This is a genomic window from Kribbella sp. NPDC058693, assembly GCF_042715335.1.
GTDB classification, from domain to species: domain Bacteria; phylum Actinomycetota; class Actinomycetes; order Propionibacteriales; family Kribbellaceae; genus Kribbella; species Kribbella jiaozuonensis.
The window spans coordinates 502,265-513,805 of record NZ_JBHXSQ010000001.1 but is presented as its reverse complement, the minus strand read 5'-3'; the positions used below and the strand labels follow the sequence as shown (position 1 = coordinate 513,805).

At 66.5% G+C, this 11,541-nt stretch carries 11 protein-coding genes and 1 other RNA gene; 5 read left to right on the top strand and 7 right to left on the bottom strand.

Annotation, left to right across the window (positions count from 1 at the left end; all coding sequences use genetic code 11):
- The first annotated feature begins 23 nt into the window (after nucleotides 1-23).
- Nucleotides 24-500, top strand: a complete 477-nt coding sequence (locus ACFWUU_RS02475) for a GNAT family N-acetyltransferase (protein WP_380172035.1) — start codon at nucleotides 24-26, stop codon at nucleotides 498-500.
- Here ACFWUU_RS02475 and ACFWUU_RS02470 read toward each other — a convergent pair.
- Both ACFWUU_RS02470 and ACFWUU_RS02465 read right to left on the bottom strand, forming a co-directional pair.
- A complete protein-coding gene (locus ACFWUU_RS02470) occupies nucleotides 497-1,390 on the bottom strand; it encodes a hypothetical protein (protein WP_380172033.1) in 894 nt (297 codons plus the stop codon). The two genes, ACFWUU_RS02475 and ACFWUU_RS02470, sit on opposite strands and share 4 nt — an antisense overlap.
- Nucleotides 1,391-1,716: 326 nt before the next feature.
- Nucleotides 1,717-4,851, bottom strand: coding sequence for a S8 family serine peptidase (locus tag ACFWUU_RS02465; RefSeq protein WP_380172031.1), 3,135 nt, complete (start codon nucleotides 4,849-4,851; stop codon nucleotides 1,717-1,719).
- Nucleotides 4,852-5,096: 245 nt separating this feature from the next.
- Between ACFWUU_RS02465 and ACFWUU_RS02460 the strand changes: the two genes are divergently transcribed.
- Nucleotides 5,097-5,828, top strand: coding sequence for a DUF899 domain-containing protein (locus ACFWUU_RS02460; RefSeq protein ID WP_380172029.1), 732 nt, complete (start codon nucleotides 5,097-5,099; stop codon nucleotides 5,826-5,828).
- Nucleotides 5,829-5,846: 18 nt separating this feature from the next.
- Here ACFWUU_RS02460 and rnpB read toward each other — a convergent pair.
- An RNA gene (rnpB, locus tag ACFWUU_RS02455) (RNase P RNA component class A) lies at nucleotides 5,847-6,243 on the bottom strand.
- A 10-nt stretch (nucleotides 6,244-6,253) separates the two neighbouring features.
- Nucleotides 6,254-6,622 carry a DUF952 domain-containing protein gene (locus ACFWUU_RS02450; protein WP_380172027.1) on the bottom strand — a complete coding sequence of 123 codons (369 nt, stop codon included), beginning with the start codon at nucleotides 6,620-6,622 and terminating at the stop codon, nucleotides 6,254-6,256.
- A 44-nt stretch (nucleotides 6,623-6,666) separates the two neighbouring features.
- Here ACFWUU_RS02450 and ACFWUU_RS02445 point away from each other — a divergent pair, with 44 nt between their 5' ends.
- Nucleotides 6,667-8,148, top strand: a complete 1,482-nt coding sequence (locus tag ACFWUU_RS02445; protein WP_380172025.1) for a S10 family peptidase — start codon at nucleotides 6,667-6,669, stop codon at nucleotides 8,146-8,148.
- Nucleotides 8,149-8,177: 29 nt separating this feature from the next.
- Here ACFWUU_RS02445 and ACFWUU_RS02440 read toward each other — a convergent pair whose 3' ends face one another.
- Both ACFWUU_RS02440 and map read right to left on the bottom strand, forming a co-directional pair.
- Complete coding sequence (locus tag ACFWUU_RS02440) at nucleotides 8,178-8,639, bottom strand: hypothetical protein (protein ID WP_380172022.1); 462 nt, start codon at nucleotides 8,637-8,639, stop codon at nucleotides 8,178-8,180.
- Between the two features lie 80 nt (nucleotides 8,640-8,719).
- A complete protein-coding gene (gene map / locus ACFWUU_RS02435; RefSeq protein WP_137254253.1) occupies nucleotides 8,720-9,568 on the bottom strand; it encodes a type I methionyl aminopeptidase in 849 nt (282 codons plus the stop codon).
- A gap of 53 nt (nucleotides 9,569-9,621) precedes the next feature.
- Between map and ACFWUU_RS02430 the strand changes: the two genes are divergently transcribed.
- On the top strand, nucleotides 9,622-9,810 hold the full coding sequence (locus ACFWUU_RS02430) for a hypothetical protein (protein ID WP_137254254.1): 189 nt from the start codon (nucleotides 9,622-9,624) through the stop codon (nucleotides 9,808-9,810).
- A 93-nt stretch (nucleotides 9,811-9,903) separates the two neighbouring features.
- On the opposite strand, the gene ACFWUU_RS02425 is transcribed toward ACFWUU_RS02430, so the two are convergent.
- A complete protein-coding gene (locus ACFWUU_RS02425; RefSeq protein WP_380172019.1) occupies nucleotides 9,904-10,479 on the bottom strand; it encodes a histone H1-like repetitive region-containing protein in 576 nt (191 codons plus the stop codon).
- A 295-nt stretch (nucleotides 10,480-10,774) separates the two neighbouring features.
- Between ACFWUU_RS02425 and ACFWUU_RS02420 the strand changes: the two genes are divergently transcribed.
- Nucleotides 10,775-11,521 (top strand): helical backbone metal receptor, encoded by a 747-nt coding sequence (locus tag ACFWUU_RS02420; RefSeq protein ID WP_380172017.1) that lies wholly within the window; start codon nucleotides 10,775-10,777, stop codon nucleotides 11,519-11,521.
- Nucleotides 11,522-11,541 lie beyond the last annotated feature (20 nt).

Here is an 11,541-nt window from a genome sequence, read left to right as displayed (position 1 = left end):
GTGTCAGTAGATCGGGTGGACGAATGATCAGAAAGCTGGGGCAGCCGGGCGATCTCGGCTGGGTGGTGCAGGCGCACGCGGAGATTTACGCGGCGGAGTACGGCTGGAGTGCGCGGTACGAGGTGCTGATCGCGCAGATCGTGGCGGCGTACGCGTCCGACCACGACGACGAGCGCGAGGCGGCGTGGATCGCCGAGGTGGACGGGGAGCGGGCGGGCAGCATCTTCTGCGTGCGCGGGCCGGACGAGACGACGGCGCAGTTGCGGCTGTTGCTGGTGACGCCGGCGGCGCGGGGACTGAAGCTCGGTGCCCAGCTGGTCGACACGTGCCTGGAGTTCGCCCGCGCTGCCGGTTACAAGCGAATGGTGTTGTGGACCAACGATCCGTTGGTTGCCGCGCGCCACATCTACCTGTCGCGCGGGTTCCGGCTCACGGCAACCGAGCCGCACGAGATGTGGGGCGACGCGTTGGTTGGTCAGACCTACGAGTTGGACCTCTAGGTCCGGCAGGCCGGAGCGCCTGGCGCCGGGGTCTTGTAGATCGCGTGCGACAGGAAGGCGTTGAGGTATCCGTTCGTGACGGTCAGGGCGTGGCGCGGGCCGACGCTGCCGAGTGGCAGGAACTTCCTGAGCGGATAGGCCAGATAGTAGACGCCGTAGTCGGTGAAGTTGAAGTGCCGGCTGCCGGGGATCGTCGCGCACCACGCCGCGCCATTGCTTGCTTTGAGCAACGACAATGCGCGGTTGCGGTCGGTGTCGTTCTTGGCGTCCGGCCCGCACACGCTGGTGATGCACGAGTCGTCCGCGCCGAGCAGCATGATCGGTGCCTTGACCCCCTTCGTCACCACGTCGCCGAACTGGCTGCCGTCCAGGTCGACCGCGGCTGCGCAGCGTTGGTCCTGCCGACAGGCTTCGAGCGATGCCGCGCCGCCGAACGAGTGGCCGACGTACGACGGTCCGACCGCGGAGTCGACGGAGCCCGGGAGTTGCTTCGCGACCATGCCGGCGGCGAAGCGGGCGTCGGCCGACCAGACGGTGACGAGGTGGTCGCCGACCTGTTGCGAGCTCTCGGTGCTGTCGCCGAGATTCGGCGGGTTCGCTTCGGGTTTGCTCTCGACGGTCTTACCGCCGAGGACGGTGAGGTTCGCGCTGTACGTCGGGGTGACGCCCGCGACGAGGTACCCGTGACTCGCGAGATCCTCAGCGAGAGCGGCGTACATCGGAGCTGAGAGGCCCATGCCCGGCATCAATACGACGACCGGGAAGCGGCCGGGTGCGACGGCGACGCGATCGAGGGCACGGTCCTGGAGGGTGTCGAACGGTCCCTGGAAGACCGCGATCGGCGACTTGAGATGGAGGCGGCTCCACTCGCCCGGGGGCGTACTGGACACGGCGGCCGGTGGTGTCCTTGGCGACCGGGTACCAGAGCCACACGGCGAGCTTGCGCGGGCCGTCCGCGTACGGGTCGCGGCGCGGTGTGTCGGTCCACTCGAACGTCCGGCGGCCGACCTGATAGGGCCCGGTCGTTTCGGGCAGCGATACCGGTTCGGACCGCTGGATCAGTACCCACCCGATGTACCCGGCCCCACCGAGCAGGACGATCAGCAGCAGGATCACGATCCCGGTCCGCACCCGTCTGCGCATGCTGTCAGTTTCTCATCGCCTACGGGTCGAACCGGGCTCCGACCCACGCACGCGTGGGCCGGAGCCGGATCGTTCAGCTGACCGACTGGATGATCACGTCCCCCGAACCGATGAGGACGTTCGCGTCCGTCCGGGCCTCCACGTTGCCGTAGAGCACCCGCCCTGCAGCGGGAGCGGCAGTCGGGGTCACTGTGGCCGGAACGGTCCACTGTGCTCCCGCAGCCCTTGGTGCGTTGGCATCGGCGACGGCGATCGAACCGTATGCCGCATTGATCAGTACATCGCGATAGTTGTACGTCGTCGTCCCCGTCGGCACTGCGAACCCGTCGACGAGGATGACCCAGACGCCCACCGCGGGATTGTTGACGGTGAGCGCCTCCACCGCGGTACTGCCCGCGCTCTGTGCTGTCAGCACACAGGAGCCCGTCGAGCAGTTGTACGCGAACAGGTCGAGGTCGGCGTTGATGTCACTCGCGCCGCCGATCGCCGCGCGGAGCGACGTCGTACCCGGCGTGACATTGACCTGGAACTGCTGCTGTGCGCCGTCGGCGATCGTCGGTGTCGCCAGCTTCGCACTACCGAGCGCAGTACCCACAGCCCTACCGGTGAACGGACCCTGCTGGTTCGTCAGCGTGTACGAGCGGCTGATCGGCTGGCCGAGCGTGCCACTCGCGATGACGTCCGGGTTCGGCGAGACCGAGACACCGAGCAGCGATGCCGACAGCGTGTACGGCGTGTTCAGCAGGTCCGACGTACGACGGGCCTCGACGGTGATCTCCCAGACGCCCGGCTGCGGGTTGCTGACCGTACGACTGAGCGGATCGCCGCCACACGTCCCGCCGGGGACGGGTGGGCTGTAGCAGTACAGGCTGTTGGTCTCAGCGGATTCGCTCGGTACGCCGTACGGGCTGAACCGGAGGAATCGCGCCTGACCGGTACCGGGTGTCGCGTCCGGACCGGACAGATCGACCTTGAACGCAGCCACGCCCGCCGGTACCTGGAAGAAGTAGCTGGTCGTCTGGTTGCGGCCGATCTTGCCGCTGACCGTCTTCGACGGTGTTGCGGTCGTCAGACCGTACGGCACCACGATCGTGTTCAGCGTCTGGAACTCGATCCCCGGCGAACTCGGGTCGTCGAACTGCAGCAGCGCCGAGTGTGCGCCGACGGACTTGGCCTTGACCAGGACCGGTAGCGACACGTCCGTGTTGAGCGGCAGCTTGACGTTGCCGGCGGTGACGAAGGTGCCGTCCCCGCTGAGCCACGACAGGTTGTACTTGACCGTGCCGGCCGGTCCCGACGTACGACGCAACGTGTAGGTGCGGGTGTACTGGGTGCCGAGTACGACGCCCTCGCGGTCGTTGATGCCGGTGCCGATGCCCGGCGTCTTGAGGAAGGCCGACAGCGCTGTGCTGACCGGGACCGCGGCGGTGATCGTGTCCGTCCGCGGGCTCTTCTTCAGCAGGTTCCAGGCGGAGTTGACGTTCGCGAGGCCGTTGCCCTGCTCATAGGCGCTGTAGTCGGTCAGGAACCGTGCCGACGAGAACAGCGACTTGCGTAGCTGTGCCGGCGTGACCGAGATGCCGTTGGCCTGTGCGGCGCTGAGCAGCACGGCGGCTGCCCCGGCCATCTGTGGCGAGGCCATCGACGTGCCCTGGAACATGCCGTAGCCCGGTGGCAGCGTGTAGGTGCCGACGACCGGTTGTCCTGGTTGCCAGGTCGGGACGGCCGAGATTGCCGAACCAGGTGCGACGATCTCCGGCTTGAGAGCGCCGTCCTCGGCCGGACCGCGGGACGAGAACGGGTGCAGGTTCTCGGCCGGGCCGGTCTTCGAGCCGTAGTTCGCCAGCCAGCTCGCGCTGGTGATGTACGAACCGACACTCACGACCTTCGACGCCACGGCGGGGTCGCCGATCGTGTTCATACCCGGTCCGCTGTTACCGGCGGAGAAGAACATCTGGACGCCGTACGTCTCGATCAACGAGTTGTACAGGTCGGCGCGGGCGTTGTTGCCGTCGTTCAGCGCCGGGAGGCCGCCGATCGACATGTTGATCACGTTCACGTGTGCCTGGGTGACCGCGTAGATCATGCCCTCGAGCAGCGCGTGGTTGGTGCAGCCGGCGATGAACAGACACACCCGGACCGAGACCAGCTTGGCGCCCGGTGCGGCACCGCTCATCTTTCCGCCGAGGAGCTTGTTGCCGGCCACGATGCCTGCCACGTGCGAACCGTGCGCGCCGGAGACGATGCCGATGTTGACCGCGTTGTCGGCCGAATCGGTCTGGACCACGAACGGCATCGACTCGTTGATCGCCGTCGCCGGGTTGTCCGTACCGAACGTCCCGATGTCCTTGTTGACCTTGTAGTCGGTCATCGGCTTTTCGTCGGCGAAGTTCTTGTTCTGGTTGGCGTCCACCCAGACCGTGTTCGTCACCTGGTCCCACGCGACACCGAACGTGCCCACCGAGCCCGCCGGGTTGCCGTCGCGGTTGACGTCGTTGCCGAGCTCGCCGCCCAGCCGCGGGTCGCGCTCGTTGAAGACACCGAACTTGACCGTGCCGGCGCCCGGGGGAGCGGTGTAGTCGGCCGGCAGCGCCCCGGTCATCTGGATCCAGGTCGGGTCGTTGTCGTTGTTGACGCCGTTGGTGAACGTCGGGTCGGTGTAGGTGACCCAGTCGACGATCTTCCGCTCACCGGTCGAGGTCGTGTTCAGCGCCGGGTGGCTCAGGTCGACGCCGGTGTCGAGGATGCCGACCGTCGTACCGCGCCCGTCCCAGGTCGGGTGGGCGTTGACGAACTGGGCCGAGCCGATGTCACCCGTCGGCATGTACGGGTTGACCCGCGGAGTCGTTGCCTTCGGCGGCTGCTGCGGCGTCGGGTCGACGGTGCCCTCGGGGCGTGGGTTCTCGAGCGGAATCACCTCGTCGACGTCGGCGGCCTTGACGCCCAGGACGTTCGCGACGTCCTCGGCCTTGTCGATGTTGATCTTGACCCGCAGGTACCCGATCGAGTCGGTGCGCTTCTCGACGGTGCCGCCGAGCTTGGCGACCCGCTGCGCGACGTCGTTGCTCTGCCCCTTCTCGGCGGCGACCAGCAGCGTGACCGACTTCTGGCCCTTGGACCGTGCCTTCTGCAACAGTGCCTTGTCGCTGTAGCCGAGATCCTTCTTCGCCCTCGGCGGATCGGCGGCCGCCGGCGATACCCCGGCCATTGCCCCCACAAGGAGCGCGGCGAGCGCCACGACCCCAAACTTCCTGGTTCGAGACAGCATTGTGCGAATCCCCTCCCGTGACCCCGTACCCCTGACTCGTTACAGTTCGTGACCCCCAGGAGGCACAGTCGCACCAAATCCCGTTCAGGGCCAGACCTCGACCTGCAGAAAAACCCTTGCCTTGGGATGTCGAACCAGCGGGTCCGGCTCCGACGTAGCCGGAGAATCTTTCTGGAGGAGGATGTATGAACCTGCCTGAGGTCGTGTCCCGGGACGAGTGGCTGGCGGCGCGGGAAGCGTTGCTGGCGGAGGAGAAGGCGTTCACGAAGCAGCGGGACGCCTTGAACACCCGGCGGCGGGAGCTGCCCATGGTGCTGGTCGACAAGCCGTACGCGTTCACCGGCGAATCCGGGCCCGCGGAGCTGCTCGACCTGTTCGAGGGCCGGAACCAGCTGGTCGTGTACCACTTCATGTATCCGCCGGACTGGGACGCCGGCTGCCCGAACTGCACCGGCTTCGTGGACGAGATCGGCTCGCTGGAGTATCTGCACGGCGCGAACACGACGTTCGCGCTGGTGTCGCGTGCGCCGTACGAGAAGCTGGCGGCGTACAAGGCCGAGCGCGGGTGGCGGTCCCCGTGGTACTCGTCGTACGGGAGCGACTTCAACTACGACTACAACGTGACGCTGGACGAGTCCGTCTTGCCGTTCGTCTACAACTACCGGACCAAGGCGGACTGGGATCTGCGCCCGGGCAACGACTTCATCCAGCAGGACCAGCCGTTCGACCTGCACGGGATGAGCTGCTTCCTGCGCGTGGGCGACGCGATCCACCACACGTACTCGACGTACGGCCGCGGCCCCGACTCCATGACCTTCACGCCCACGGCGCTCGACCTGACCGCGCTGGGCCGCCAGGAGCCGTGGGAGAAGCCGGCCGGCCGGAGCGTCGTGTCCGAGGACGACCACTGCCACTGAGCCGGTCGGGTGAGGAGTGGAACGGGTCGGTCTGTAAGCCGGATTCTGTGGTGGCGATCATCCATCTACGGTGACCGTTGCCGGGCACCTCCAGCGGCCTACCCGCGAGCTCGGGCGGGCAGCCCTCGGACGCTCGCGCGGACGGTGGTTGCCCACCGCCCTTCTTGGCCTTGCTCCACGTGGGGTTTACCGAGCCTCCACAGTCACCTGTGGAGCTGGTGGTCTCTTACACCACCGTTTCACCCTCACCCGCACTCCCATGAACCACGGGGTTCATCGGAGCCGCTGGCGGTCTGTTCTCTGTGGCACTGTCCCGCGGGTTACCCCGGGTGGGCGTTACCCACCACGCTGCCCTGTGGAGTCCGGACTTTCCTCGGCGCCCTGTGACAGGCGACGCGATCGCCCGACCGACCCGTTCCTTGCTCTCAGGATACGGCCTCCGCGGACACCTCCGGCCACAGGCCGTCGGCACCACGCTGGTACGGGCGTACGTCGACCACCGCATCCAGGTTCAACGGCCCGTAGATGTGCGGGAAGCTCATCCCGGTCCCGTCCAGGTCCTCGTCGCACAGCGCGGACACCAGCCGGCCGGTGTCGATGACGAGCAGGCAGAGCGGCTGGTCCACGTCGTCGTACGCGAAGTTGGCCACCATCGCGACCTGTTCGGGCCGGGATGCGTGGATGAACGTGGCGCCGTCGTCGAGGCTCTTGCCGCGGGTCGACCACCGGTAGCTCCCGGCCTCGCGCGCAGCCTCCCACTGGTCCACGAACGCGATGTGCAGAATCGTCGCCATAAACCCAACGCTAGCGGCTGCGACTGTGGATTAGGGTGCTCGACATGGCTGACGAGGAGCAGACGGAAACCAAGTCCGATACCGAGACCAAGCCTGCGAAGCCGGTCGACGACCTGGTGACGTCGCAGCACACGGTGACGGTCGACGGGCAGGAGTTGCGGTACACCGCGACGACCGGGCGGATCGTGCTCCGCGAAGAGGTGTACACCGACGGCAAGTTCGAGGGGATGAAGCCGAAGGCCGAGGTGTTCCTCACGGCGTACACGCTGGACGACGCCGACGCCGCGGATCGTCCGGTGACGTTCGCGTTCAACGGCGGGCCCGGTTCGTCGAGTATCTGGCTGCACCTCGGGCTGCTCGGGCCGCGTCGCGTGGTGTCGGGTGACGTGGGTGAGCTCGCGCCCCCGCCGTACTCGATCGTCGACAACGAGGAGACACTGCTCAAGTACAGCGATGTCGTGTTCATCGACCCGGTGTCGACGGGGTTCTCGCGCGCGGTCGAGGGGGAGAAGCCTGGGGACTACCACGGGTTCACTCGCGATCTGGAGTCGGTCGGCGAGGTGATCCGGCTCTGGACGTCGCGGAACGGGCGGTGGATGTCGCCGAAGTTCCTCGCGGGGGAGTCGTACGGTACGACGCGCGCGGCCGGGCTCGCTGCGCATCTGCAGCAGCGGTACGGGATGTATCTGAACGGGGTCATGCTGATCTCGGTCGTGCTGGAGTTCGGCACGCTGGACTTCACGCCGGGGAACGATCTGCCGTACACGCTGTTCCTCCCGACGTACGCCGCGATCGCGCACTACCACGGTCTCGTGCCGGACCAGACGCTGGAGGAACTGCTCGCCGACGCGGAACGGTTCGCGGCCGGCCGGTACCCGAATGCCCTTGCCCAGGGCAACCGCATCCCGGCGGACTACCGCGCCGAGGTCGTCACCAGACTGGCGGCGCTGACCGGCCTCAGCGAGGACTACATCGATCGCGTGAATCTGCGCATCGAGCACATGCGCTTCTTCGGCGAACTCCTACGCTCCCGCAGGCAAACGGTCGGCCGCATCGACGGCCGCTTCACCGGCTGGAACGCGGACTACGGCTCCGAGACGCCCGAGCGCGACCCGTCCATGAACGCAATCACCGGCCCGTACGCCGCCGCCCTCAACCACTACGTCCGCGTCGAACTCGGCTACGAGAACGATCTCCCGTACGAGGTCCTCAACATGGACGCCGCGAAGAACTGGTCCTTCAAGGAATTCGAAGGCCAGCAGATCATGGTCGCCGACAAACTCGCCGAGGCCATGCGAGTCAACCCCCACCTCAAGGTCTACGTAGCCTCCGGCCACTACGACGGCGCCACCCCGTACTTCGCCACCGAACACACCCTGGCCCGCCTACAGATCCCCGCCGACCTGACCCCCAACATCGAAACCAAGTACTACCCGGCCGGCCACATGATGTACATCCACGAAGACTCCCGCATCCAACAATCCGCCGACCTAGGCACCTTCATCGGCGACGCCTCCAACCGATGATCCTCGAAGGGTTGCTGGTGGCAACTGAGTTAGCCGCCTTGGCCTAGCATCGCGGCGCAGGCGACGAGTGCGGTCGCTGTCATCAGGGCGGCGACGAGGTATGCAAGCACGGTCGCCGAGAGTGCTAGCGCGCGGCCGTGGGGCTGGCCGTGTGTGTCGCGGAGTCCGGTGCGTGCACAGCGCACCGCCGCGGCGCTGACCAGTGCTGCGGGAACAACCTCGAGTACAAGGCCCCACGCGTCGAACGACGGATCCGTGTAGGCGAGCGCGAACATCGCGTCGGCGCCGGCCCACAGGAGCAGCGGCGCGAGTAGCGCGAGCACAATCGCCGAGAGGGCGGCTGCTCGTGACCAGCGGTGCCGACCATCAGTTGACCGCATCGAGAGGCTGCTGCGTAGGCGGCTGGCCGCGACCCACGCCGCTACACCAACTGCGACCAACGCGAGGAACGAGAACAGGGCTGCGTTGTCCCGCTGATACGACTCCGGCATCGGGCGCGATTCGTCCACGGACGTGCAGGCCGCGCCGAGCAGCCCACCTGTACAGCCTCAGCCCGGGTACTGCGTGATGTTCACGGGAGGGTTAGTACTTCGGCGCCGGTGTCGGTGACTACCAGGGTGTGTTCGAACTGGGCGGTGCGTGACTTGTCCTTGGTGGTGGCGGTCCAGCCGTCTTCCCACAGGTCGTACTCGTACGTGCCGAGGGTCAGCATCGGCTCGATCGTGAAGGTCATGCCGGGCTCGATGACGTCGTCGAAGCGTTCGTCGTCGTAGTGGGGGATGATCAGGCCGGAGTGGAACGACGTGGAGATGCCGTGACCGGTGAAGTCGCGGACGACGCCGTACCCGAACCGCTTGGCATACGACTCGATCACGCGACCGATGATGCTGACCTGCCGACCGGGCTTGACCGCCTTGATGCCGCGGTTCAGCGCCTCCAGCGTGCGCTCGACCAGCAGCCGGCTCTCCTCGTCGACGTCGCCGACCAGGAACGTCGCGTTGGTGTCACCGTGCACCCCGTCGAGGAACGCGGTGATGTCGACGTTGACGATGTCGCCGTTCTCCAACGGACGGTCGTCCGGGATGCCGTGGCAGATCACCTCGTTGACCGACGTGCACAACGACTTCGGATAACCCCGGTAGCCCAGCGTCGACGGGTACGCGTTCCGCTCGATCAGGTACTCGTGACCGACCGCGTCCAGCTCGTCCGTCGTCACACCCGGCTTCGCCGCCGCACCGACCGCCTGCAACGCCTGCGCGGCCAGCTTGCTCGCGACCCGCATCTTCTCGATCAGCTCGGGCGACGTCACGTACGAACCGTCGAACGGCGTCGGCGCCGGCTTGTCGACGTACTCCGGGCGCGGGATGGAGGCGGGGACGGCGCGGCGCGGCGAGATGTGGCCGGGAGTGAGGATCGACATGGTGAGATCATTCTATTCAGCTGCGACAAGACTCCCAGGAGGTGGTCATCCAGATGAGCGACGATCACAGCAACGAGTGGTACTACAACACCAAGACCGGCAAGGTCGAGCCGTACTCCGGTGCGAAGTCGGGCGACCGGCTGGGCCCGTACAGCTCCCCGGAGGAAGCCGCCCGCGCGCTCGAGAAGGTCCAGGAACGCAACGAGGCCTGGGAGAACGACCCGAAGTGGGAGGACGACTGAGCGGTCGTCCCGACCACATGCCGAGGGGCACCACCGATTCCGGTGGTGCCCCTCAGGTTTGTTGCGGACGTCGCGCGAATGCGGACGACCGGATCAGCGGGCTACCCGCTTGGCCGCGGTCTTACGAGCCGGGGCCTTCTTCGCCGCGGTCTTCCGGACCGCGGTCTTCTTCGCTGCGACGCGCTTCGCGGGCGCCTTCTTGGCAGCGGTCTTCGCCGGTGCCTTCTTGGCCGCGGTCTTCCGGGCCGGCGCCTTCTTCGCAGCCGTCTTCCGCGCGACGGTCTTCTTCGCCGTCGTCGTCTTCTTGGCGGCGGTCGTGCGCTTGGCCGTCGTCTTCTTCGCTGCCGTCGTCTTCTTGGCAGCAGTCGCGCGCTTCGCCGGCGCCTTCTTCGCAACCGTCTTGCGGGCCGTGACCTTCTTCGCCGGGGCCTTCTTCGCAACGGCCTTCTTGGCGGTGGTGGTCTTGCGGGCCGGCGCCTTCTTCGCCACCGTCTTCTTAGCGGCGGTCTTCTTGGCCGCACTCACCTTCTTCGTCGCTGTCTTCTTTGCTGCGCTGACCTTGCGCGCGGTTGTCGTCCGCTTCGCCGGGGCCTTCTTCGCGACAGTCTTCTTGGCGGGAGAAGCCTTTTTGGCTGTCGCCTTCCCTGCGGCTGCCTTCTTGGCTGGCACTCTGCCTCCTTGGTGCGGCTGAGGAAAACCACGGTGGATTCCTCGTCGTCATGATGATGACAACACTTGTGCGCCACGTAAAGCACCCGAAACGTCTACAGGTTAAGGCGAACTGGCGGCAAAGAGCGGCACAAATGCCGAAAATCCTTGTGCAGAAGGGATTCCGCCGTGCCGTGAGCATGCCGGACGGTCGCAATAATTTCTTGGCGACACGCGGCAGAATCTGCCGTCAACTGCCCCGATCGGCGAGTGTTGTCCTCGGCAACGTCCTGCGAAGACGAGGTGCAACAGCGTCATGAACAGCATGTACGACGACCTCCACAACACTGTCGAACTACCCCGCGAAGTACGTCGTGTGGTCAGCGTCGTGCCGTCGTTGACGGAGTCGATCGCGGTCACGCATCCGTCGTTGATCGTTGGTGCGACCGACTGGTGTACGCATCCCGCGGACCTCGATGTCGTACGTGTTCGCGGTACCAAGAATCCCGACATCGATCGCATCCGCGAACTCGTACCGGACGTCGTCGTAGCGAACGCCGAAGAGAATCGTGCGGCCGATCTCGACGCGTTGCGCGAGTACGGAATCGCGGTCTGGGTCACGGCGCCGACAACCGTGCCCGAATCACTCGACTCACTCGAGCGCATGCTGTCCGCGATCGTCGGCGACGTGCCGGCATGGTTGGTGCACGCGCGCGACGTGTGGAGTACGCCGTACGACGGAATGCGCCGGCGGGCCGTGATACCGATCTGGCGGCGGCCGTGGATGGCGTTGGGACGGGACACGTTCGCGGCCGATCTGCTCTCCCGGATCGGCATCGACAACGTGCTCGCACATTCCGGCGAGCGTTATCCGAAGATCGACCCGGACGCGTTACCGGAGTACGACATCGTGGTGCTGCCGGACGAGCCTTATGCCTTTTCCCCGACCGACGGACCGGAGGCGTTCGGCAATCCCGCAGGGTGTATCTCCGGCCGCCATCTCACCTGGTACGGCCCCTCACTCGTCGAGGCGCGGGCGTTGCTGACCGAGCAGCTGGCGTGATCTCTGCCTCGTCATCTAGA

Bases quoted from the DNA above. Each gene is read 5' to 3' on its own strand.
- ACFWUU_RS02475 (WP_380172035.1), top strand. From the start codon at position 24: ATGATCAGAAAGCTGGGGCAGCCGGGCGATCTCGGCTGGGTGGTGCAG.
- ACFWUU_RS02465 (WP_380172031.1), bottom strand. From the start codon at position 4,851: ATGGCCGGGGTATCGCCGGCGGCCGCCGATCCGCCGAGGGCGAAGAAG.
- ACFWUU_RS02460 (WP_380172029.1), top strand. From the start codon at position 5,097: ATGAACCTGCCTGAGGTCGTGTCCCGGGACGAGTGGCTGGCGGCGCGG.
- ACFWUU_RS02450 (WP_380172027.1), bottom strand. From the start codon at position 6,622: ATGGCGACGATTCTGCACATCGCGTTCGTGGACCAGTGGGAGGCTGCG.
- ACFWUU_RS02445 (WP_380172025.1), top strand. From the start codon at position 6,667: ATGGCTGACGAGGAGCAGACGGAAACCAAGTCCGATACCGAGACCAAG.
- ACFWUU_RS02440 (WP_380172022.1), bottom strand. From the start codon at position 8,639: ATGCCGGAGTCGTATCAGCGGGACAACGCAGCCCTGTTCTCGTTCCTC.
- map (WP_137254253.1), bottom strand. From the start codon at position 9,568: ATGTCGATCCTCACTCCCGGCCACATCTCGCCGCGCCGCGCCGTCCCC.
- ACFWUU_RS02430 (WP_137254254.1), top strand. From the start codon at position 9,622: ATGAGCGACGATCACAGCAACGAGTGGTACTACAACACCAAGACCGGC.
- ACFWUU_RS02420 (WP_380172017.1), top strand. From the start codon at position 10,775: ATGAACAGCATGTACGACGACCTCCACAACACTGTCGAACTACCCCGC.